This is a genomic window from Mycobacterium sp. (genome assembly GCF_032161845.1).
Lineage (GTDB): Bacteria > Actinomycetota > Actinomycetes > Mycobacteriales > Mycobacteriaceae > Mycobacterium.
On sequence record NZ_JAVRQA010000227.1, the window covers coordinates 1 to 21,048 of the forward strand.

Here is a 21,048-nt window from a genome sequence, read left to right on the forward strand (position 1 = left end):
CGTGCTCGACGAGCAGCGACTGAGCGACCAGGAACTTCGCGAGATCGACAAGGTCTTCATCGTCGCGTGTGGGACCGCGTATCACTCTGGGATGCTGGCCAAATATGCCATCGAGCATTGGACCCGGTTGCCCGTCGAGGTCGAGCTCGCCAGCGAGTTCCGCTACCGCGACCCCGTCCTGGACCGCAGCACACTGGTGATCGCCATCTCGCAGTCCGGCGAAACGGCCGACACGCTGGAGGCCGTCCGACACGCCAAGGATCAGAAGGCCAAGGTGCTGGCCATTTGCAACACCAACGGGTCCCAGATCCCCAGGGAGTGCGACGCGGTGCTCTACACCCGCGCCGGGCCCGAGATCGGTGTCGCCTCCACCAAGACGTTCCTGGCGCAGATCGCCGCCAACTATCTGGTGGGGCTGGCGCTGGCGCAGGCCCGCGGCACCAAGTATCCCGACGAGGTCGCCCGTGAGTTCCACGAGCTCGAGGCGATGCCCGACCTGATTGCCCGCGTGCTGACGTGCATGGAGCCGGTCACCGAGCTTGCGCACCGGTTCGCCAAGTCGCAGACGGTGCTCTTCCTCGGCCGCCACGTCGGTTACCCGGTCGCCCTGGAGGGCGCGCTGAAGCTCAAGGAACTGGCCTACATGCACGCCGAGGGCTTCGCGGCGGGCGAGCTCAAGCACGGGCCGATCGCGCTGATCGAGGACGGTCTGCCCGTCATCGTCGTGATGCCGTCCCCGAAGAATGCGGCGATGCTGCACAGCAAGTTGCTGAGCAACATCCGCGAGATCCAGGCGCGCGGCGCGGTCACCATCGTCATCGCCGAGGAGGGCGACGACACGGTGCGGCCCTACGCCGATCACCTGATTGAGATGCCTGCGGTGTCAACGCTGTTCCAGCCGCTGCTGTCGACCATCCCGTTACAGGTGTTCGCCGCGGGCGTGGCCCAGGCGCGCGGTTATGACGTCGACAAGCCCCGCAACCTGGCCAAGTCCGTCACCGTCGAGTAGCGATCGTCCGCCAAACCCGGCGATCTCGACGAACCGCCAGCCGACAACAATGGGGTCCAGCATGACCAACGACGTCCGCACTGCCATCGTCACCGGCGCCTACGGCGGGATCGGCCGGGCCATTACCGAGGTGCTCCTCGAGGAGGGGTTCGCGGTGACGATGGTCGGTCGCGACCCCGACAGGTTGCGCACCGCGGCCGATCTGCTGGCGCCCGCTGGCAATGCCGAATTGCGTTGGCTCGCTGGCTCACTTGCCGACGAGGAATTCCTCGACGAGGTGGCTGCGTCTCACGGCGGGTCCTACGGCTCCCTGGACCTGCTGGTGAACAACGCGGGCGTGGCGGGCACCAGGGCGGTTGGCGAGCTCACCGCGGAGTTCGTCGACGCGCAGTTCGCCGTCAACACCCGGGCGGTCATCCTGCTGACCACCAAGTGTCTTGCCCTGCTGCGCAACGCGGTTGGTGAACGCGGTTCGGCGCAGGTGGTGAACACGGCGTCCAACGCAGGTAAGCGCGGCGAGGCCATGCTGTCGTCGTACTCCGCGTCCAAGGCCGCGGTGGTGGGGTTCACCGAGGCCCTGCACGACGAACTCGCCGGTGAGGGCATCAAGGCCACGGCGATCTGCCCCGGCCTGACCGACACTCCGATGGCCGACGACTACCGCGAGGGTGGCGCCGTGGAGATGATCGCCCCCCGCGACGTTGCCGAGACCGTGCGACTGACCACCCGGCTGTCGCGGGCCTGCATCATCCCCGAGATCGTGCTGCTGCGACCGACGGAGTGGGTGGCGGGCTCCGAACTACGCTGAGGCGCAACGGCCTTCAACCGAGGTGCTCGGCCAAAAACGGGCGCATCATTGAGACGACCGCGTCGAGCCGGCTCTCCAAGAGGAAGTGGCCACCGTCGATCAGGTTGACGTCGGCGAGCGGCAGATCGCGACTGAACGCCAGAGCGCCGTCGGGCCCGAAGATCTGGTCGTTGCGGCCCCACACCGCGAGCAGTGGAACCTGCGAGGTGCGGAAGTATTCGTGCACCCGCGGGTAGAGCTCGACGTTGGTGATGTAGTCGGCGAACAGTTCCAGTTGCACCGCCACGGCATCCTCGGTGTCTGCGACGGCAGCCCGAGCGTTCAGCCACGCATCGGGATCGACGACGGTCGGATCCGAAACCCCGTGGGTGTACTGCCATTTGAGGCCGTCGATGCTGATGAGATCGCGCAGCGCCTTGGCGTTGGCCTCAGAGCGGTCCCGGCCGTAGGCGAACAACGGCTCCATCGCGTCCCCGACGAAGCCCTCCACGTAGGCGTTGCCGTTCTGGGTGACGATCGCGGCGATACGCTCCGGATGTCGCAGTGCGAGGCGCCAGCCGACGGGTGCGCCGTAGTCCTGGACGTAGAGCGCGTACCGCGCGAGTCCCAGATGGTCGAGGAGCGCGTCGACGTGGTCGGCGAGTGCGTCGAAGGTGTAGTCGAATTCGTCGGTACCCGGCCTCTCGGAGTGCCCAAACCCCGGATAGTCGGGGGCGATCACGTGGTAGCGGTCCGCCAGCGCGGGGATCAGGTTGCGGTACATGTGCGAGCTGGCGGGGGTTCCGTGCAGGAGAACGATGACGGGGGCCGACGCAGGTCCCGACTCCCGGTAGAACATCCGCTGCCCCAAGACTTCGGCGTATCGGTGATGCGTGACCATGGCTAACCCCTTCGAATATCTATGACGGTTAGGCTCAGTCAAGTCTCGATCGTCTAACCTGTCAAGTCGTATATGATGGTTAGTTGTGAGCACCGAGGATTCGCAGTACGCCCTACTGGATCTGCTGAACACCACGCCGGTGATCGAGGGCAGGACCACCGAGTCTCTCGACGGCGCCTGGCTGCGGACGCACGGGGGCAGCGGGCAGCGGGTGGACGACACCCGACGGCTTCGCGACGACCTACAGCGGGTGGTGCGCGGTGAGGTCTCGGCCGAGGTTCTTGGCGTTCGCCTGCGCGGCGTCACGAAGACCCCGTCGATCGTCGATGGCGTCGTGACGTGGCACCTCGACGCCGACTGGATCGCGCGGATGGTGCTGGCCTGGGGCGACCTGGAGTCCTCGATGCCTGGTCGATTGCGTCCCTGCGCGAACGACGAGTGCCGGCTGTTCCTGATCGACCGCAGCAGAGCGGGTACCGCACGGTGGTGCTCGATGGAGGTCTGCGGCAACCGGATGAAGGCACGGAGGCACTACGGTCGAACGTCGGGCAGGCCGGGGGACTGACCCCTTCCGGAACTCGACATCGCCGGTGATGTCGACTCGACGAGCGGGTCCGTCACCAACGGCGGTCGGCGCGATGAACCGGACTGGACCGCACTCGCAGCATCACGACGTAACGTGGGCCGGGTGCGGCACTACTACACCGCGGACGCCATCCGCCACGCCGAAGCGCCACTGTTGGCCACGCTGCCCGATGGCGTTCTGATGCGTCGGGCCGCGTTCGGCCTCGCGGGCGCGATCGCCCGCGAATTGCGCTCCCGCACCGGCGGTGTCGCGGGCCGCCGGGTCTGCGCCGTCATCGGGTCCGGCGACAACGGCGGCGACGCCCTATGGGCTGCGACGTTTCTGCGCCGCCGGGGGGTGACGGCCTCCGCGATCGTGCTCAATCCGCAGCGGGTACACGCCGTGGCGCTCGCCGCGTTCACCCGATCGGGTGGGCGCATCGTCCAAAGTGTGCCGCAGGCAACCGATCTGGTTCTCGACGGGGTCGTCGGCATCTCGGCAACCGGGCCACTGCGCCCCGACGCCGCGGAGGTATTCGCCGACGTCGACGCTGCGGGCCTTCCCGTCGTGGCGGTGGACGTCCCGAGCGGAATCGACGTCGCGACCGGCGCGGCCGAAGAGCCACACGTGCATGCCGCGCTCACGGTCACGTTCGGCGGCTACAAAGCAGTGCACGCCCTCGGCGACTGCGGCACGGTGGAGCTCGTCGACATCGGCCTCGATCTGCCCGACTCCGAGGTGCGCTCGCTGGAGGCCGCTGACGTCCGTGCGCGCTGGCCCATACCCGCCGCGAGCGACGACAAGTACACCCAGGGCGTGACGGGTGTGATGGCAGGCTCCGCGACGTATCCCGGAGCGGCCATCCTGTGCACCGGGGCGGCGGTCGCCGCAACGTCGGGCATGGTGCGATACGCGGGAACGGCTGCGGCCGAGGTGGTTTCGCACTGGCCCGAGGTCATCGCCACGCCAACGATTGGCTCCGCGGGCCGCGTGCAGGCCTGGGTGGTTGGGCCCGGACTCGGCACCGACGAGGCTGGCGCAGCCGCGCTGTGGTTCGCCCTGGAGTCCGACCTACCCGTGATCGTCGATGCCGACGCGCTCACCATTCTCGCCGCCCACCCCGACGTCCTGGTGGGACGGAAGGCTCCGACGGTGCTCACGCCGCACGCTGGCGAATTCGCCCGCCTGGCGGGTCATCCGCCGGGTGACGACCGGATCGGAGCAACCCGCCGGTTGGCCGACGCGTTCGGTGCCACCGTCCTGCTGAAGGGCAACGTCACCGTCATCGCGGAGCCAGGAGGACCGGTCTACCTGAATAGGGCTGGTCAGTCCTGGGCCGCCACGGCAGGCTCCGGTGACGTGCTGTCCGGCGTCGTGGGCGCACTGTTGGCTGCTGGTCGGCCGTCCGGTGAGGCCGCCGCGATGGGCGCCTTCGTCCACGCCCGTGCCGCAGGCCTGTCTGCTGCCGATCCCGGACCGCGGCCCGCGCCCACCTCGGCATCGCGAATCCTCGCCCACCTCCGTTCGTCGATCGCCGATCTCTAGAAGGGACACCAGATGTCATCCAGGCACACTCCGGCCTCCTCGATCGCACCCGCCTACACCGGCAGGCTCGCGACCGCGCCGGTGCCGACGCTGCGGTTGCCCGACGAATCGATGGACCCCCAGGCCGCCTACCGCTTCATCCACGACGAGCTGATGCTCGACGGCAGCTCACGGCTGAACCTCGCCACCTTCGTCACGACGTGGATGGATCCCGAGGCCGAGAAGCTGATGGCCGAGACGTTCGACAAGAACATGATCGACAAGGACGAGTACCCGGCAACGGCCGCCATCGAGCAACGCTGCGTGTGCATGGTCGCCGACCTGTTCCACGCCGAAGGCCTGCGCGACGACGACCCGTCCACCGCGATCGGGGTGTCCACCGTGGGGTCCAGCGAGGCCGTGATGCTGGCGGGGCTGGCGATGAGCTGGCGGTGGCGCGCGAAGGTCGGGGAACAGTGGCGTACCCGCAAGCCGAACCTGGTGATGGGCTCCAACGTCCAGGTGGTCTGGGAGAAGTTCTGCCGCTACTTCGACGTCGAACCCATCTACCTCCCCATGGAGGAGGGGCGCTACGTCATCACTGTCGAGCAGGTTCTCGATGCGGTCAACGAGGACACGATCGGGGTGGTCGCCATCCTCGGCACCACCTACACCGGCGAACTCGAACCCATCGCCGACATCTGCGCGGCCCTCGACAAGCTGACCGCCGACGGAGGTCCGGACGTCCCGGTGCACGTCGACGCCGCCAGCGGCGGCTTCGTCGTGCCATTCCTGCACCCCGACGTGGTGTGGGACTTCCGGCTGCCGCGAGTGGTGTCGATCAACGTCAGCGGCCACAAGTACGGCCTGACGTATCCGGGCATCGGCTTCGTGGTGTGGCGCAGCGCCGAGTATCTGCCTGAGGAGCTGGTCTTCCGGGTCAACTACCTGGGCGGCGACATGCCCACGTTCACGCTGAACTTCTCCAAGGGCGGCAACCAGGTCATCGGCCAGTACTACAACTTCCTGCGACTCGGCAGAGAGGGATACAGCCAGGTCATGTCGTGTCTGTCGACGACGGCGCGGTGGCTCGGCGACCAACTTCGCGAGAGCGAGCACTTCGATGTCATCTCGGACGGGTCGGCGATCCCGGTGGTCAGCTTCAAGCTCAAGGGCGACCGCGGCTACACCGAGTTCGACGTGTCACACGCGTTGCGAGCCTACGGCTGGCAGGTGCCCGCCTACACGATGCCGGACAACGCGACGGACGTGACGGTGTTGCGTGTCGTGGTCCGGGAGGGCTTCTCCACCGACCTCGCCAGGGCGCTCAAGGACGACGCCCTCACCGTGCTGAAGAGCCTCGACGAACTCAAGCCGAACGGTCACTTCGACGATCTGCAACCCTTCGCGCACTAGGCCCGGCGACCTGGCCTGATCGATCCCCGGTCGCTCCGCTCCTACCCGCCGAAGCACACTCTGGGACAATCGACGACGGTGACATGACCATGCACACGACCCAGCTACCGACATCGACCGCCGCCGCGAAGGCGGTGGTGGATCTCGGCGCCATCGACCACAACGTGCGCGTGCTGCGCGAACTCGCCGGATCGGCGGACGTGATGGCCGTCGTCAAGGCGGACGGCTACGGGCACGGGGCCACGCGAGTGGGGCAGGCTGCCATCGCGGCGGGTGCCTCCGAACTCGGTGTCGCCACCCTTGACGAAGCGCTGGCTCTGCGCCGCGACGGCGTCACGGCGCCGGTGTTGTGCTGGCTGCACACCCCGGGGACCGACTTCGCCCCAGCCTTGGCGGCCGACGTCCAGCTCGGCGTCTCCTCGACCCGCCAGCTCGCCGAGGTCCTCGATGCGGTGACGCGGACGGGAACCCCGGCCACCATCACCGTGAAGGTCGACACCGGGTTGAATCGCAACGGCGCCGGTGCTGGCGAGTTCTCGGAGCTTCTGGTCGCACTGCGGCGGGCGGCCTCCGACGACGCGATCAGGCTGCGCGGGATCATGTCGCACCTGGCGTGCGGTGACGATCCAACGAGCCCCGTCAATGACCAACAGGCACAACGGTTCTCGGAAATGCGTGCGCAGGCCCGCGAGGCCGGCGTCGAGTTCGAGGTGGCGCACCTGTGCAACTCTCCTGCGGCGATGACGCGGCCAGACCTTGCGTACGACATGGTGCGACCAGGTATCGCGGTGTACGGGCAGACGCCGATTCCAGCCAACGGTGACATGGGGCTGAGGCCGGCGATGACGTTGAAATGTCCCGTCGCGCTGACACGTTCGATCAAGGCCGGCGACGGAGTTTCCTACGGACACACGTGGGTGGCCAAGGCCGACACCACCGTGGCGCTCATTCCACTCGGCTATGCCGACGGTGTCTTCCGCGGTCTGAGCAATCGCATCGCCGTGCTGATCAACGGGCGGCGCCGGCCGAACGTCGGGCGCATCTGCATGGATCAGTTCGTGGTCGACCTCGGGCCAGGGCCCGTAGACGTCAGCGAGGGCGACGACGCGATCCTCTTCGGCCCCGGTGATGGCGGCGAGATGACCGCGCTGGACTGGGCCGAACTGCTCGGCACCATCAGCTACGAGGTCGTCACCAGCCCACGGGGTCGGGTGTCCCGCCTGTACGTCGACGCGCCAGGCGGAACCCGTTGAGCGACGCCAAGAGTGACCTGCCTCCTCGCCGCAGGCGTAGGGGTCGCTGGCTGGCCGGCGCCGCCGGGATCTCCGCCGTCGGCGGGCTCGCGGGTGCCACCGTGGCGCGCTCGCTGACGCGACGAGTCGCCGACGTCGATCCCCACGAGGACGAGGACTTCGAACTCCTGGACGCCGACCGCGGGTGTGTCGTGACGACGCCCGACGGCGTGCCGCTCGCGGTCAGGGAAGTAGGCCCGGAGGACGCGCCGCTGACCGTGGTGTTCGCGCACGGCTTCTGTCTGCGCATGGGGGCCTTCTACTTTCAGCGAGCCAGATTGACCGAACAGTGGGGGACGCAGGTCCGCATGGTCTTCTACGACCAGCGTGGACACGGTCAGTCCGGTGACGCACCGCCCGAGTCGTTCACCGTTCCCCAGCTGGGTCAGGACCTCGAGACCGTCCTCGCGGTGATGGCGCCACGCGGTCCGGTGGTACTCGTCGGGCACTCGATGGGCGGCATGACGGTGCTGGCCCACGCTCGCCAGTACCCGCAGCGGTACCGCAACCGAATCGTCGGTGCAGCGCTGATCTCCTCTGCAGCCGAGGGGGTTTCGCGCTCACCACTGGGCGAGGTACTGAAGAACCCGGTCCTCGAAGCCGCCCGCTTCGCTGTGCGCTATGCGCCGAAGACGGTTCACCGCACCCGTGGCGCGACAAGTTCGGTGATCGGCCCGGTGCTGCGGGCGGCGTCCTACGGTGACGAGAAGATCAGCAGAAGCGTCGTGGCGTTCTCCGAGCGGATGATGCACGACACGCCCATCTCCACCCTCGTCGGCTTCCTGCACGCACTGGAGGTGCACGACGAAACCGAGGGCCTGGCCGTCCTGGCCAAGGTACCGACCCTGATCGTCTGTGGTGATCGCGACCTGCTGACGCCCAGCGAGTACTCCGAGGCCATGGCGAAGGCGCTGCCGAAAGCCGAGCTCGTCATCGTCGGCGGCGCAGGGCATCTCGTTCAGCTCGAGCAGCCCGAGATCGTCGACGACGCGTTGGTGCGACTCGTCGAGCGCGCCACGCCGTCGAAGCTCGTCGCGATGACCCGTCGGCTGCGGGAGCGGGCGCGCACTCATGGCTGAGGTTCTCGAGGGAACGGTGGAGCTACTGACCGCGGACGACACGGTCGCCTTCGGTGCCCGGCTCGGAGCGGACCTACGGGCAGGCGACGTCGTCGTGCTGTCCGGCCCACTCGGGGCGGGAAAGACCGTGTTGGCCAAGGGGATAGCGCGCGCCATGCACGTCGGCGGCCCCGTCACCTCGCCGACCTTCGTGCTGGCCCGCGTGCACCCCGCGCTGAAGGAGGGCGCGCCCGCGATGGTGCACGTGGACGTGTACCGGCTGCTCGATCATCCAGGTGCCGACTTGCTCGGGGAGCTCGACTCCCTCGACCTGGACACCGATCTCGACGATGCCGTCGTCGTCGTCGAATGGGGCGAAGGCCTTGCGGAGCGGCTGTCCGATCGTCATCTCGACATCCGGCTGGAGCGTGGCCGCGATACGGACGCGCGGATCGCGACCTGGCGGTGGTACCAACCTGGCGAGCGAAGCGACGGGGGGTGCCCATGAGCATCGTGCTGGCGATCGATACCGCCACTCCCGCCGTCACCGCCGGGGTGGTCCGCCGCGGTCCGTCCCGAGTGGAGGTTCTCGGCGAACGCGTCACCGTCGACCCACGCGCCCATGCCGAACAGCTCACTCCGAACGTGTTGGGCGCCTTGGCCGATGCCGGTGTCGGCATGGCGGACCTCGCCGCGGTCGTCGTCGGTTGTGGCCCTGGCCCGTTCACGGGTCTGCGCGTCGGGATGGCGACTGCCGCCGCCTACGGCCACGCTCTCGGCATCCCCGTGTTCGGGGTGTGCAGTCTCGATGCGATCGGAGTGGACACCTCCGGCGACGTCCTGGTGGTCACCGATGCCCGCCGCCGCGAGGTGTACTGGGCGCGCTATCGCGACGGCGACCGCATCGAGGGACCAGCAGTGAGCGCTCCTGCCGACGTCCCAGCCGGCGCGTCGGCCGTCGCCGGATCACCCGAGCATGCCGCGCTCTTCGACCTGCCGCCATTGGCGCCCGTTCAGCCGACCGCGTCCGGACTGGTTCGCGTCGTCGACTGGGATGTGACACCAGAGCCGCTGATTCCGCTGTACCTGCGCCGTCCCGACGCCAAGCCGCAGCAGCCGAAGTCATGACCGTCGAGTACGGCTCGCTGACCGTCGGCGACGCCGATCGCTGCGCCGAGCTGGAGGCCGAGCTTTTCCCCGGCGACGACCCGTGGCCCGCCGTCGCCTTCATCCGCGAGCTGGAGTCCAAGCACAACCACTACGTCGCTGCTCGCCTCGACGGCGAACTCGTCGGGTATGCGGGCGTCAGTCGGCTGGGCCGAAAACCGCCGTACGAGTACGAGGTTCACACCATCGGTGTCGACAAGCGCGTGCAGGGACAGGGCGTGGGCCGCGTCCTGTTGGACCGCCTGCTCGAGATCGCCGACGGTGGCACGATCTTCCTCGAGGTGAGAACCGACAATGCGGCGGCGATCGGCCTGTACGAGAGCGCCGGCTTCGCGGTGACGGGAGTCCGCAAGAAGTACTACCGGGTGAGCGGCGCCGACGCCTACACGATGTGCCGGCAGGCCGAGGGAGGCGCAAAGTGATCGTCCTGGCCATCGAGAGCTCCTGTGACGAAACCGGAGTCGGGATCTGCGAGCTGCATGACGACGGCACGGTGACGCTGTTGGCTGACGAAGTGGCCTCGAGCGTCGACGAGCATGCGCGGTTCGGCGGCGTCGTCCCCGAGATCGCCTCGCGCGCACACCTCGAAGCGCTTGGCCCCACGATGCGGCGTGCGCTCGCGGTGGCTGACGTGCCGAAGCCGGACGTCGTCGCAGCCACCATCGGGCCCGGCCTCGCAGGTGCCCTGCTGGTGGGAGTCGCTGCGGCCAAGGCATATTCGGCCGCCTGGGACGTGCCGTTCTACGCGGTCAACCACCTCGGAGGACACCTCGCCGCCGACGTCTACGACCACGGCCCGCTGCCCGAGAGCGTCGGGCTGCTGGTTTCTGGCGGGCACACCAACCTGCTGCACGTGCGGTCGCTGGGTGAGCCGATCGAAGAACTCGGCAGCACCGTCGACGATGCGGCAGGGGAGGCGTACGACAAGATCGCCAGGCTTCTCGGCCTCGGGTATCCGGGAGGCAGGGTGCTCGACGACCTCGCCCGCACGGGCAACCGCGATGCGATCGTGTTCCCGCGCGGAATGACCGGGCCCCGCGACGACCCGTACGCGTTCAGCTTCTCGGGTCTCAAGACGGCGGTCGCCAGGTACGTCGAATCCCATCCGGAGGCGGCCACCGCGGACGTCGCGGCGGGTTTTCAGGAGGCGGTCGCCGACGTGCTCACCAAGAAGGCAGTGCGCGCCGCCGAGATGCTCGGGGTGTCGACCCTGCTGATCGCCGGTGGCGTCGCGGCCAACTCCCGCCTCCGGGAGTTGGCCGAAGAGCGATGTACCTCGGCAGGGCTGACACTGCGTGTTCCGAGGCCACGGCTCTGCACGGACAACGGCGCGATGATCGCGTCGTTCGCCGCGCACTTGATCGCGGCAGGCGCGCCGCCGTCCCCGCTGGGGGTGGCGACCGACCCGGGCCTTCCGGTGGTGAAGGGGCAGGTCGCGTGAGCGTCGAGCGTGACGTGGCTGCGACTTTTGCGATGATTTCTCGCAGTGGCGTCACGCTCGGGAGTTAGCTCGCGAGACAGGCATGGACCCAGCCTTGAGGAACTGGCACTCGCATGTATAGAGTGCTAAGTGGCAGGCGGCCAATCCCCGCTCCGGCTCCCGCGACGACGGTGTGAAGGCTAGGACGCGTGCCGAACAACTAACAACTGCTGGAAATCCGTGAAGGTCCGGGAATCGTCCCGGACCGCACCCCTATCAATGTGGAGGGCTCCATCGTGGCCGTGAACATCAAGCCACTCGAGGACAAGATCCTCGTTCAGGCCAATGAGGCCGAGACTACGACCGCCTCCGGTCTGGTCATTCCCGACACCGCCAAGGAGAAGCCGCAGGAAGGCACCGTCGTCGCAGATGGCCCCGGCCGCTGGGACGAGGATGGCGAAAAGCGCATCCCCCTGGACGTCGCCGAAGGCGACACCGTCATCTACAGCAAGTACGGCGGCACCGAGATCAAGTACAACAACGAGGAGTACCTGATTCTGTCGGCACGCGACGTGCTGGCTGTCGTCTCCAAGTAAGCATCGCCATTCCGCCCCGGAGGTCCCCGTCAACGCGGGTGATGTCCGGGGCGGCATGCGTTGTGTCTCATTCACGTAGACAGAAAGAACATTCATGAGCAAGCAGATTGAGTTCAACGAGACTGCGCGCCGGGCGATGGAAGCCGGCGTCGACAAGCTCGCCGACGCGGTCCGCGTGACCCTGGGACCGCGCGGTCGGCACGTGGTGCTGGCCAAGGCATTCGGCGGCCCGGTCGTGACCAACGACGGCGTCACCATCGCCCGCGAGATCGACCTCTCGGATCCGTTCGAAAACCTGGGTGCGCAGCTGGTCAAGTCGGTGGCCACCAAGACCAACGACGTCGCGGGCGACGGCACCACGACCGCCACCGTGCTGGCCCAGGCGATCATCAAGGCCGGCCTGCGCAACGTGGCCGCCGGCGCCAACCCCATCGAGTTGGGTCTAGGCATCGCCAAGGCCGCCGACGCGGTGTCCGAGGCGCTACTGGCCGCTGCCACGCCGATCACCGATCAGAACGGCATTGCCCAGGTCGCGACCGTGTCCTCGCGCGACGAGGTCATCGGTGCGCTCGTCGGCGAGGCCATGACGAAGGTCGGCCACGACGGCGTGGTCACCGTCGAGGAGTCCTCGACGCTGAACACCGAGCTCGAGGTCACCGAGGGCGTTGGCTTCGACAAGGGGTTCACCTCGGCCTACTTCATCACCGACTTCGACGCCCAGGAGGCGGTCCTCGAGGACGCGCTGGTGCTGCTGAACCGCGAGAAGATCAGCTCGCTGCCGGATCTTCTGCCGCTGCTCGAGAAGGTTGCCGAGTCGGGCAAGCCGCTGCTGATCATCGCCGAGGACGTTGAGGGCGAGGCCCTTTCGACGTTGGTCGTCAACGCGATCCGCAAGACGCTCAAGGCCGTTGCGGTCAAGGCGCCGTTCTTCGGTGACCGTCGCAAGGCGTTCCTGGACGACCTCGCGGTCGTCACGGGTGGCCAGGTGGTCAACCCCGACGTCGGCCTGCTGCTGCGCGAAGTCGGCCTCGACGTTCTGGGCACCGCCCGGCGCGTGGTCGTCAGCAAGGACAGCACCGTGATCGTCGACGGTGGCGGTAGCCAGGATGCGATCGAGGGCCGCAAGTCTCAGCTGCGTGCCGAGATCGAGGCCTCCGATTCCGACTGGGATCGCGAGAAGCTCGAGGAGCGGTTGGCCAAGCTGTCCGGTGGCGTCGCCGTCATCAAGGTCGGCGCGGCCACCGAGACCGATCTGAAGAAGCGCAAGGAAGCGGTCGAGGATGCGGTGTCGGCGGCCAAGGCTGCCGTCGAAGAGGGCATCGTCACCGGTGGTGGCAGCGCCCTCGTCCAGGCCGGGTCGGTGCTCACGGAGCTCCGCGCGTCGCTTTCGGGTGACCAGGCGCTCGGCGTCGACGTCTTCGCCTCGGCGCTGTCGTCCCCGCTGTACTGGATCGCCACCAACGCCGGGCTGGACGGCTCGGTCGTGGTGAACAAGGTGTCGGAGCTGTCCGCAGGGCAGGGCTTCAACGCCGCGACGCTGACCTACGGCGACCTGCTCGCCGACGGTGTCGACGATCCCGTCAAGGTGACCCGCTCCGCAGTGCTCAACGCGGAGTCGGTGGCCCGGATGATCCTGACCACCGAGACCGCGATCGTGGAGAAGCCTGCGGACGAGCCGGATCACGGCGGCGGCGGTCATCACGGCCACTCGCACTAGGTCGATTCGTTCGAGGCACCCCCGGTCCATTGGGCCGGGGGTGCCTTGTTTGGTTTGCGGACGGTCGCAACGGCTGGTCCACGAACCCGCCGGTGCTGTTCGTATCGCCGTTGAAAATGTCTCCTACAGCAATCTAGGTTGAGCCATGGCTGTCGTCGCCGGATTGGATCTGCATCTGGACCGACCCGTTGGCAGGGTGCGTGACAGCGTGATGGATGCCATCCGCGAAGCGATCCGGACGGGACGGTTGATGCCGGGGACGCGGTTGCCGTCGAGCCGAGCGCTGGCCGCCGACCTTGGCGTGGCGAGGAACACCGTGGCGCGTGCATACGCCGAACTCATCGCCGAGGGCTGGTTGTCCGCACACCAGGGCTCGGGCACCGTGGTCTCGCAGCGTGGGGCCGAGGTCGTCCGGTCCGTCGCCGCACCACCCAGGCGGGAGGCCCCACGCCGATTGGACCACGACCTGCGGCCCGGTCATCCAGACCTATCGTCGTTTCCCAGGTCCGAGTGGAGCCGCGCGGTGACGCGAGCGGTGAACGCGGCGCCGTCCGAGGCGTTCGGGTACGGCGACCCGCATGGCAGGCGGGAGCTTCGGCACGCCCTTGCGCAGTACCTCGCGCGGGCCAGGGGAGTTCGGGCCCAGCCGTGCAACATCATCGTGTGCAGCGGAGCCGCCGAAGGCCTGAGCCTCGTCGCAGGCGCCTTGGCGGCCGTCGGCGTCGGCGCGGTGGCCGTCGAGGAGTTCGGCCTCCCCGCGCAACGGGCGTCGCTCACCAGGGCGGGGTTGCACTGCCCCCCGCTGGCGGTCGACTCCGATGGAGCCGACGTCGTGGCGCTCGAGAGGATGGCCGAGGTAGGTGGTGTGCTGCTGACGCCATCGCACCAGTTCCCGCTTGGCGTGTCCTTGCACTCCGACCGCCGCGCGGCCGTCATCGATTGGGCGCGGAGGACCGGTGCAGTGATCATCGAAGACGACTACGACGGAGAGTTCCGGTACGACCGCCGCCCCGTCGGTGCTCTGCACGGCGTCGATCCCGAACGCGTCATCTACCTGGGCACGGCGAGCAAGTCCCTGGCGCCGGGGCTTCGGCTCGGCTGGCTGGTGCTACCGGGACGACTGGTCGAAGCGGTGGCCAAACAGAAGGGTGAGACCGAGGAGACCTGCGGCGTCGTCGAGCAATTGGCGATGGCCGAGTTCATCGAGTCCGGTTCCTACGACAGGCATATTCGCACCATGCGCGTCGAATATCGACGCCGTCGCGAACAGTTCGTCGCGGCGGTCGCCCGGTCAGCACCGAAGATCGCCGTGAGTGGGATGCCCGCGGGGCTGCACGTGACGCTCGAGGAACTCGATGGCGACGAGGGCGCACTGTCTCGTCGGCCCGCATGGCGACGGCTGGGCGTGGAAGGTCTCGACCTATATCGCCATCCCGAAACCTCAAGCAAGCGTGATGGTTTGGTGGTCGGATTTGCGGCGCCCGCGCCGAGCGCATGGTCGGCGGCGATGGATGCGTTGATCCGAGAGCTGTCATGACGCACTCGACTGGCCCCCACGCGCCGCGCCCAATTGGCCCCCGGCGGGGGCGATTCCGCGGCTACCGTTGAAGCATGTTGGTCACAGGCAATACGAAGGTCACCGATCTCTTGAGCGTCGCGCCGCCGCCAATCCCCGCGGGTGCACACGCAATGACGCAGATCGTCGAACTTGCGCCGGCGGACGCCGGGCTGGCTCCACATCGACATTCCGGGCCGGTGTTCGGGTACATGTTGCAAGGCCGGATGCTCTTCGAACTCGAGGGCGAAGCGCCCGTGGAAATTGCTGCGGGAGAGGCCTTCTGGGAGCCCGGCGGCGAGGTCGTGCACTATCAGACGAGAAATCTGGACCCGACTCACTGGAGCCGCTTCGTTGCGGTGTGCATCTGTGCCCCTGGCGTCGACATGATCACCATGCTCGAGCCATCCGAGATCGCCTCCCGCGATGCCCTGCGGCATCCCAGCGCCCGCCGGCATGCGCAGTGAAGACGATGCGCGCCATCATCGCGCGGGACCGCGCTGCCGGTATCGGTGGGCTCGCGGTCGCGGACGTGCCCTATCCCCACGCCGCCGAGAACGACGTCATCGTCCAAGTGCATGCGGCAGGGTTCACTCCGGGCGAGCTCGATTGGCCGGGCACGTGGACCGACCGGGCCGGACGAGATCGGACGCCGACGATTCCCGGCCACGAGGTGGCCGGGGTGGTTGCCGAGCTGGGTTACGGGACCACCGGCCTGGCCGTGGGTCAGAAGGTCTTCGGGATCACCGACTGGTGTCGAAACGGCACGCTGGCCGAATTCGTCGCGGTGGAGGCGCGCAACCTCGCGACTCTGTCCGCCGAGGTAGACCACGTCGTCGCTGCCGCGTTGCCGATCTCGGGTCTGACGGCGTGGCAGGGACTCTTCACCCACGGACGCCTCAGGGCCGGGCAGACCGTCGTAATCAATGGCGCTGCAGGCAGTGTCGGTTCGCTTGCGGTGCAACTCGCGTGTGAGGCGGGGGCCCGGGTGATCGGGACCGGCCGCGGCACCCACCGGCAGACGGTGCTCGGCCTTGGCGCGGAGATCTTCGTGGATCTCGACGGCGACCGGCTGGAGAGCATCGGCCAAGCCGACGTGGTGTTCGACGTGGTGGGCGGTGAGCTCTTGGACCGCTCAGCGGCGTTGGTCCGGCCGGGTGGTGCCCTCGTCACCGTCGCCGAACCGCCGCGAATCCTGCCTCGCGACGGACGGGCGGTCTTCTTCGTCGTCGAGCCCGACCGCACCGAGCTTGCCGCATTGGAGTCAAGGGTTCGAGAGGGCCGGTTGAGTGCGCTCGTCGGAACGACGTATGCCCTCGAAGACGCTCCCGCGGCCTTCGACCCGACCCGCCGCGGTCCCGGCAAGCCGATCATCCGCGTCGTCGACGATGGGGTCGACAATGGGCAACGAAACTAAGCAAGGGAAGACAGATGACCGACACTCCGCAGACGCCGGCGGCGATAGCTGCTCTTTCGGTGGCATCCCGCTTCTATTCGCCGGCGCTCCTAAACCATTGTGTCCGTTCGTATCTGTGGGGAGCCACGTACGCCTCGGCGCGTGGCATCGCCTTCGACGACGAGCTCTACTACGTGTCGGCACTCCTTCACGACATCGCGCTGACCGACCCATTCGATAGTCACCGAATGCCCTTCGAGGAGGCGGGTGGAGATTTGGCCTGGGTGTTCGGGGTGGCGGCCGGTTGGCCGGCCGACCGGGCGGCCAGGGCGATGGAGATCATCGTGTTGCACATGCGCGACGACGTCGCTGCGGCCACTGATCCGGAATCCCACCTCTTACAGGTAGCTACCAGCTGGGATGTCGTCGGAAGGCGGCCGGAGGAGTTCGGAGAAGAGGCAACCGCAGAGATACTCGCGCGTTATCCCAGGGAAGGATTCGGGAGCGAATTCCTGGCGTGCTTCGAAGACCAAGCGAGACGAAAGCCGGACAGCGCCGCGGCCTCGTCGGTGGCCAACAATGCTGCCGAGCGCATCACCGCCAACCCTCTCGACGGCTCGCACTGAGAAGACTCAGGCTGCGGCGGGCAGTTCGCGGACCGGGGTGCACATCTCGAAATAGGTCTCGCCGCAGGGCGGGCACGACACGTCGTAGCGAAGACCTCCGCCTTCGTTCGCGTCGAGCCGAAAGACCAGCGGCTCCGCACACCGCGGGCAGCTCGACAAACCGTCGTCGGCCGCAAAGGTCATCTCCACGCCTTTCTCGAGGGACTGATGGTCCGCTGTTGAGCGGATGCCCCCAAACTAGCTAGGCAAACTAATAGCTTGCTTAGAAAGCCTCCGGCGCTTGTCGAGTGTGCTGCTTCTCACTGGCGCGCGGCGCTGACGCCATGGCTTGCCATGAGTAAACTGGCTTTTGGTCCTGACTTCATCGTCAAGGGTCTCGTCGATTGGGAGGGCAGTGTTGTGGAGTTGACCCGTGATCGCGCGGGCCAGCAGTGGCGGGCACGCCATCGCGAGATCCTGAACCGACTCGTCAGGGAAACCGATCCGCCGACCGACAGCCTGCCGAGAATGACGAGTTCGGTGCGCGCCGAGCTCGACGCCGCATACAGCGAGCGAGTGGGCGAGGTGCTCGACCTTGCCGGAACCATCGGCGCCATTCTGATGGCGTCCGGGATGCCGGCCACCGCCACGATGGATCAGGTGACGGCCATTACTGGCGCCTACGGGATCGAGCGGTGCGAGGTCGACGTCATCAATACGACGATCCACGTCGCCGCCTACCGTGGGCCGACGTCGCCGCCAGCCAGCACGCTGCACATCGTGCAATCCCGATCGATGGACTTCAGCCGGCTGGCCGCCGTCGACCGTCTCATCGGTCGCATCCGCACGGGCGAGGTATCTCCGACGACGGCCCGCGATGAGCTCGACGCCATCATCACGGCGCCGCACCCGTACAAGCGGTGGATCGCCACGCTGGCGTGGGGCGGGCTCGCCTTTGCTACGGCGGGAACCCTGGGCGCCGGTTGGTTGGCTTGTGTGGTCAGCGCGTTGAGCGCCATGACGATCGACCGGGTCAATCGGCAACTCAACAGGCACGGACTGCCGTTCTTCTTTCAATACGCGGTCGGCGGCGCGATCGCGACCGCGCCGCCGTTGATCCTCTACTGGCTGAGTCCCAGGTTGGGGTTGCACTTCGAGCCGACGGTGGCGATCGCCGCCGGCCTCGTCGTCCTTCTTGCGGGGCTCTCCCTGGTGGGCTCGGTTGGCGACGTCATCACGGGCGCGCCCGTCACGGCCGCGGCCCGCTTCTTCGAGTTGGTCATGATGACCGCGGCAACGATCGCCGGCGTGGCTGTGGTGCTGCACTTCGCCAACCGCTTCGGGGCGCCGTTCGTGGCGATTGGTGCCGATGCGCCGCCGGCCCTCGCGGAGTTGCCTGCCCGCGTTGCGTTCGGCGCGGCGAGTGCCGCGGCTTACGCCTTGGCCTGCTATGCCGAACGCACGGCAGCGGTGGCTGCGGCATTCGGCGGTGCGGCAGGCACTGTCGTGTTCCTTCTGGCACAGGGCGCGGGCTTGGGCGCCGTAGTCGCATCGTTCGCCGCGGCGGTCCCGATTGGACTGGTCGGCCGGCTGATGGAACGTCGCAATCTTGCACCGCCGCTTGTCGTTTCGATCGCCGGCATCGTGCCGTTGCTACCGGGCCTCGCGCTGCTGCACGGCGTCTACGCGATTCTCAACGACCAACATGCGGTCGGGTTCGCTTCGGTGTTGGGGGCCCTTGCGATCGGCACTGCGCTGGCAGCCGGCGTCACACTCGGCGAGTGGAGCTCGCGGAAGATGCGGACCCGCCGACTCCAGGCTCGCCGCCGAAGTCGCGGCACTCGGCTCGACGGGCGCAAGCGCAGCGCTGCACTGACTTAGTCGTCGATCCGAACGGCCATCTCACCGACTACGTCGCGCAATACGGCGGGTTCGGTGCGGGTATGGATCGTGACGAGTAGTTCGTCGTAGATGCGACGGTCCACGGCCCCGCCCTGTTGCGAGGCTCGGCTGAAGTCCTCAAGCAGCTGCTCGGCCATCAGTCGAAGTTTCACGTTGTGATGCTGCGACTGCCACCGCAACAGGCCGAAGGCGGCGTCCGCGTCGATGCCGTAGACGATCATGAGCATGCCCTTGGCCTGGTCTATGAGAGCTCGCTTCTCGGCGATGTCACGAACGGCTTCGTAAATTCGCTGCTTGTCGTCGGGCAGCGCCGAATCGCTGGTCGGCGCTTGCTCATCGATCCCGGTGCTCATTATCGGCGCTCCCTCCTACGCACGAACCCCACGCCCAGTCTTTTCTACTATCGGGGTGGACGTCCTTCAACCCGACGGCCATGGGTACCCCCGACGGTCACGGATCAATCATGATCGACCTTGAAACCTGCCGTGCCGTCCTGCCCGGGCGTCGGGATGGCTAGGTTGCCAGGTATGAGTCAGCATTTGCACAGTTTGTGGCGCACCCGGTTGATGCTGGTGATCGTCGCGGTGGCCGCGGTGGGGCTGCTGGCGGCGTGTTCGGGGACGCCGGAACGCTCAGTGCCCGCACCGGCGTCCGGTGGTATCGCCGAGGGCGTCGGCGCACCCGCGCCTCAGAATGGGCCGCCGCCGGACCTGACGTCGAAGCGTGACGTCGTCAAGACCGCATCGATGACGATCGACGTCGCGAGTACCTCGGAGGCCGCCGACAAGGCTGCCGTCGTCGTCGAACGCGCCGACGGCCGCGTCGACAGTCGTTCCGAGGACGCCGGATCGCGGAGTGGGCGGGCGCAGACGTCGATGGTCCTGCGGGTGCCTGCCGCGAAGCTCGACGGTGTGGTGCGGGAACTGAAGACGTTGGGTGCCCTGCAGACCGCCGAAACCACCGCCGAGGACGTAACCGCTCAGCGGATCGATCTCGACGCCAGGATCAAGGCGCTGCAAACTTCGGTGGACCGGCTGTTGGCGATCATGCGGGACGCGAAGGATCCCGATGCGCTCATCAAGGCCGAGGATGCGCTGTCGCAACGCCAGGCCGATCTGGACAGCCTCCGCGCGCAGCGCGATCAGCTCGGTGATCGAATCGACTACAGCACAGTCTCCGTCACCTTCCTTGCCGACCAGCCAGGTGGCCCTGCACCAAAGCGGTACGACGGATTCGTTGGTCAGATCGAACGGGGTTGGGACGCCTTGGTGTCGGTGGTCGGCAACGCCGTCCTGCTGTTCGGTCTATTGCTGCCGTGGCTGTCGGTGGTCGCCGTCATGGGCGTGATCGGCTACGTACTCATTCGCTTGGTGCGCCGTACCCGATAATTCAGGCGGAGCGGCGGATGCCGCGCTTCAGCAGGAGCTCGCGCTCGGCCTCGCTGAGGCCACCCCAGATGCCGTAGGGCTCGCCGACGGCGAGGGCGTGGGAGCGACACTGAGCAACCACCGGGCACCCCCGGCACATCTCCTTGGCGCGCATTTCACGCTGGGCGCGGGCACGACCCCGCTCACCGTCGGGATGGAAGAACATCGAGGAATCAACGCCTCGGCAAAGTCCTGACATCTGCCAATCCCAGATGTCGGCGTTTGGCCCTGGCAACTGCTGCGGCTGTGGCATTGGGAAAACCCCTCTCTACGCACATCTTTCGCGAACGATCGAACGCGTGAGTCGTATAACCGATCCGAGCCCTGTCGCCGATGACTACTCGTGCACACAAACTAGAAGGCCTCGCGAACTTGGGTCAATAGCCCGCGCATGTGCTCAACCACATAACGGCAGGCCGAGAATTTACATCACGTTCATCAATGCGACGCGAGCGCAACGAGAAGAGTGATGGCGAATCGCCAACTGTCCTACTCCGATTCGCGTTTGCGCTGTTCGCGTCCCAAAGTGCTCCGTAGCAGCTGGCCTGCCAGCTAAAGGCGGTTGACCTGGACGTAACACGACGACCATGAAGAGTTAACCAAAGTTGGATTCCCACCCGTGACGCGCGGTATCGGGTTCCCGCGGTTCCAAACTTTCGGCAAATTGATAGCGTCGCCGCCGATGAGTGCATTCGTCGACGTCGCGTTCGG

Annotated in this window: 23 protein-coding genes; 19 read left to right on the top strand and 4 right to left on the bottom strand. The window is 67.3% G+C overall.

The window, feature by feature from the left end; all coding sequences use genetic code 11:
- Together glmS and QOD90_RS13090 are read left to right on the top strand one after the other, a co-directional pair.
- The coding region (gene glmS, locus QOD90_RS13085; protein ID WP_526350296.1) for a glutamine--fructose-6-phosphate transaminase (isomerizing) at positions 1-1,009 on the top strand (1,009 nt) is incomplete at its 5' end.
- Between the two features lie 61 nt (positions 1,010-1,070).
- Positions 1,071-1,817: an SDR family NAD(P)-dependent oxidoreductase gene (locus tag QOD90_RS13090; RefSeq protein WP_526350298.1), complete on the top strand. Its 747-nt coding sequence runs from the start codon at positions 1,071-1,073 to the stop codon at positions 1,815-1,817.
- A 13-nt stretch (positions 1,818-1,830) separates the two neighbouring features.
- On the opposite strand, the gene QOD90_RS13095 is transcribed toward QOD90_RS13090, so the two are convergent.
- Complete coding sequence (locus tag QOD90_RS13095; protein ID WP_526350300.1) at positions 1,831-2,697, bottom strand: alpha/beta fold hydrolase; 867 nt, start codon at positions 2,695-2,697, stop codon at positions 1,831-1,833.
- Positions 2,698-2,782: 85 nt separating this feature from the next.
- Between QOD90_RS13095 and QOD90_RS13100 the strand changes: the two genes are divergently transcribed.
- From QOD90_RS13100 to QOD90_RS13170, 15 genes are all read left to right on the top strand, one after another.
- Positions 2,783-3,262 carry a CGNR zinc finger domain-containing protein gene (locus QOD90_RS13100; protein ID WP_526350302.1) on the top strand — a complete coding sequence of 160 codons (480 nt, stop codon included), beginning with the start codon at positions 2,783-2,785 and terminating at the stop codon, positions 3,260-3,262.
- Between the two features lie 123 nt (positions 3,263-3,385).
- Positions 3,386-4,807: an NAD(P)H-hydrate dehydratase gene (locus tag QOD90_RS13105; protein ID WP_526350304.1), complete on the top strand. Its 1,422-nt coding sequence runs from the start codon at positions 3,386-3,388 to the stop codon at positions 4,805-4,807.
- A gap of 12 nt (positions 4,808-4,819) precedes the next feature.
- Positions 4,820-6,202, top strand: a complete 1,383-nt coding sequence (gene gad, locus QOD90_RS13110; protein WP_526350306.1) for a glutamate decarboxylase — start codon at positions 4,820-4,822, stop codon at positions 6,200-6,202.
- Between the two features lie 83 nt (positions 6,203-6,285).
- Positions 6,286-7,455 (top strand): alanine racemase, encoded by a 1,170-nt coding sequence (alr, locus tag QOD90_RS13115; RefSeq protein WP_526350308.1) that lies wholly within the window; start codon positions 6,286-6,288, stop codon positions 7,453-7,455.
- Between the two features lie 17 nt (positions 7,456-7,472).
- Positions 7,473-8,573 carry an alpha/beta fold hydrolase gene (locus QOD90_RS13120; RefSeq protein WP_526350336.1) on the top strand — a complete coding sequence of 367 codons (1,101 nt, stop codon included), beginning with the start codon at positions 7,473-7,475 and terminating at the stop codon, positions 8,571-8,573.
- Positions 8,566-9,060, top strand: coding sequence for a tRNA (adenosine(37)-N6)-threonylcarbamoyltransferase complex ATPase subunit type 1 TsaE (gene tsaE / locus QOD90_RS13125; protein ID WP_526350310.1), 495 nt, complete (start codon positions 8,566-8,568; stop codon positions 9,058-9,060). Before QOD90_RS13120 ends, tsaE begins: the two co-directional genes overlap by 8 nt.
- The gene (gene tsaB / locus QOD90_RS13130) at positions 9,057-9,680 is read left to right on the top strand and encodes a tRNA (adenosine(37)-N6)-threonylcarbamoyltransferase complex dimerization subunit type 1 TsaB (protein WP_526350312.1); all 624 of its coding nucleotides are present in this window, start codon (positions 9,057-9,059) and stop codon (positions 9,678-9,680) included. The genes tsaE and tsaB overlap by 4 nt, the downstream gene beginning before the upstream one ends.
- Positions 9,677-10,141 (top strand): ribosomal protein S18-alanine N-acetyltransferase, encoded by a 465-nt coding sequence (gene rimI, locus QOD90_RS13135; protein ID WP_526350314.1) that lies wholly within the window; start codon positions 9,677-9,679, stop codon positions 10,139-10,141. Before tsaB ends, rimI begins: the two co-directional genes overlap by 4 nt.
- Positions 10,138-11,160, top strand: a complete 1,023-nt coding sequence (gene tsaD, locus QOD90_RS13140; protein ID WP_526350316.1) for a tRNA (adenosine(37)-N6)-threonylcarbamoyltransferase complex transferase subunit TsaD — start codon at positions 10,138-10,140, stop codon at positions 11,158-11,160. Before rimI ends, tsaD begins: the two co-directional genes overlap by 4 nt.
- 272 nt (positions 11,161-11,432) lie before the next feature.
- Complete coding sequence (groES, locus tag QOD90_RS13145) at positions 11,433-11,735, top strand: co-chaperone GroES (protein WP_526350338.1); 303 nt, start codon at positions 11,433-11,435, stop codon at positions 11,733-11,735.
- A gap of 94 nt (positions 11,736-11,829) precedes the next feature.
- Positions 11,830-13,452: a chaperonin GroEL gene (gene groL / locus QOD90_RS13150; protein WP_526350318.1), complete on the top strand. Its 1,623-nt coding sequence runs from the start codon at positions 11,830-11,832 to the stop codon at positions 13,450-13,452.
- Positions 13,453-13,597: 145 nt separating this feature from the next.
- Positions 13,598-14,989, top strand: coding sequence for a MocR-like pyridoxine biosynthesis transcription factor PdxR (gene pdxR, locus QOD90_RS13155; protein WP_526350320.1), 1,392 nt, complete (start codon positions 13,598-13,600; stop codon positions 14,987-14,989).
- Positions 14,990-15,063: 74 nt separating this feature from the next.
- Entirely contained in the window at positions 15,064-15,474 is a 411-nt protein-coding gene (locus QOD90_RS13160) for a cupin domain-containing protein (protein ID WP_526350322.1), read from the top strand.
- A 5-nt stretch (positions 15,475-15,479) separates the two neighbouring features.
- On the top strand, positions 15,480-16,424 hold the full coding sequence (locus QOD90_RS13165; RefSeq protein ID WP_526350324.1) for an NADP-dependent oxidoreductase: 945 nt from the start codon (positions 15,480-15,482) through the stop codon (positions 16,422-16,424).
- A gap of 14 nt (positions 16,425-16,438) precedes the next feature.
- Complete coding sequence (locus QOD90_RS13170; RefSeq protein WP_526350326.1) at positions 16,439-17,029, top strand: HD domain-containing protein; 591 nt, start codon at positions 16,439-16,441, stop codon at positions 17,027-17,029.
- 6 nt (positions 17,030-17,035) lie between these two features.
- Here QOD90_RS13170 and QOD90_RS13175 read toward each other — a convergent pair whose 3' ends face one another.
- On the bottom strand, positions 17,036-17,212 hold the full coding sequence (locus QOD90_RS13175; protein ID WP_526350328.1) for a hypothetical protein: 177 nt from the start codon (positions 17,210-17,212) through the stop codon (positions 17,036-17,038).
- A gap of 150 nt (positions 17,213-17,362) precedes the next feature.
- Here QOD90_RS13175 and QOD90_RS13180 point away from each other — a divergent pair, with 150 nt between their 5' ends.
- Positions 17,363-18,889, top strand: coding sequence for a threonine/serine exporter family protein (locus tag QOD90_RS13180; protein ID WP_526350330.1), 1,527 nt, complete (start codon positions 17,363-17,365; stop codon positions 18,887-18,889).
- Here QOD90_RS13180 and QOD90_RS13185 read toward each other — a convergent pair.
- Positions 18,886-19,263: an ANTAR domain-containing protein gene (locus tag QOD90_RS13185; RefSeq protein ID WP_526350332.1), complete on the bottom strand. Its 378-nt coding sequence runs from the start codon at positions 19,261-19,263 to the stop codon at positions 18,886-18,888. The two genes, QOD90_RS13180 and QOD90_RS13185, sit on opposite strands and share 4 nt — an antisense overlap.
- Before the next feature lie 213 nt (positions 19,264-19,476).
- On the opposite strand from QOD90_RS13185, the gene QOD90_RS13190 reads away from it, so the two are divergent.
- Positions 19,477-20,298: a DUF4349 domain-containing protein gene (locus QOD90_RS13190; RefSeq protein ID WP_526350340.1), complete on the top strand. Its 822-nt coding sequence runs from the start codon at positions 19,477-19,479 to the stop codon at positions 20,296-20,298.
- A 1-nt stretch (position 20,299) separates the two neighbouring features.
- Here the strand turns inward: QOD90_RS13190 and QOD90_RS13195 are convergent, their stop codons facing one another.
- On the bottom strand, positions 20,300-20,590 hold the full coding sequence (locus QOD90_RS13195) for a WhiB family transcriptional regulator (protein ID WP_526350334.1): 291 nt from the start codon (positions 20,588-20,590) through the stop codon (positions 20,300-20,302).
- Positions 20,591-21,048: the final 458 nt, after the last annotated feature.

What these genes read in the sequence shown, in the direction of transcription:
- QOD90_RS13090 (WP_526350298.1), top strand. Translation starts at nt 1,071, where the DNA reads ATGACCAACGACGTCCGCACTGCCATCGTCACCGGCGCCTACGGCGGG.
- QOD90_RS13095 (WP_526350300.1), bottom strand. Translation starts at nt 2,697, where the DNA reads ATGGTCACGCATCACCGATACGCCGAAGTCTTGGGGCAGCGGATGTTC.
- gad (WP_526350306.1), top strand. Translation starts at nt 4,820, where the DNA reads ATGTCATCCAGGCACACTCCGGCCTCCTCGATCGCACCCGCCTACACC.
- alr (WP_526350308.1), top strand. Translation starts at nt 6,286, where the DNA reads ATGACCATGCACACGACCCAGCTACCGACATCGACCGCCGCCGCGAAG.
- tsaE (WP_526350310.1), top strand. Translation starts at nt 8,566, where the DNA reads ATGGCTGAGGTTCTCGAGGGAACGGTGGAGCTACTGACCGCGGACGAC.
- tsaB (WP_526350312.1), top strand. Translation starts at nt 9,057, where the DNA reads ATGAGCATCGTGCTGGCGATCGATACCGCCACTCCCGCCGTCACCGCC.
- rimI (WP_526350314.1), top strand. Translation starts at nt 9,677, where the DNA reads ATGACCGTCGAGTACGGCTCGCTGACCGTCGGCGACGCCGATCGCTGC.
- groL (WP_526350318.1), top strand. Translation starts at nt 11,830, where the DNA reads ATGAGCAAGCAGATTGAGTTCAACGAGACTGCGCGCCGGGCGATGGAA.
- pdxR (WP_526350320.1), top strand. Translation starts at nt 13,598, where the DNA reads ATGGCTGTCGTCGCCGGATTGGATCTGCATCTGGACCGACCCGTTGGC.
- QOD90_RS13160 (WP_526350322.1), top strand. Translation starts at nt 15,064, where the DNA reads ATGTTGGTCACAGGCAATACGAAGGTCACCGATCTCTTGAGCGTCGCG.
- QOD90_RS13165 (WP_526350324.1), top strand. Translation starts at nt 15,480, where the DNA reads ATGCGCGCCATCATCGCGCGGGACCGCGCTGCCGGTATCGGTGGGCTC.
- QOD90_RS13170 (WP_526350326.1), top strand. Translation starts at nt 16,439, where the DNA reads ATGACCGACACTCCGCAGACGCCGGCGGCGATAGCTGCTCTTTCGGTG.
- QOD90_RS13175 (WP_526350328.1), bottom strand. Translation starts at nt 17,212, where the DNA reads ATGACCTTTGCGGCCGACGACGGTTTGTCGAGCTGCCCGCGGTGTGCG.
- QOD90_RS13180 (WP_526350330.1), top strand. Translation starts at nt 17,363, where the DNA reads ATGAGTAAACTGGCTTTTGGTCCTGACTTCATCGTCAAGGGTCTCGTC.
- QOD90_RS13185 (WP_526350332.1), bottom strand. Translation starts at nt 19,263, where the DNA reads ATGAGCACCGGGATCGATGAGCAAGCGCCGACCAGCGATTCGGCGCTG.
- QOD90_RS13190 (WP_526350340.1), top strand. Translation starts at nt 19,477, where the DNA reads ATGCTGGTGATCGTCGCGGTGGCCGCGGTGGGGCTGCTGGCGGCGTGT.
- QOD90_RS13195 (WP_526350334.1), bottom strand. Translation starts at nt 20,590, where the DNA reads ATGCCACAGCCGCAGCAGTTGCCAGGGCCAAACGCCGACATCTGGGAT.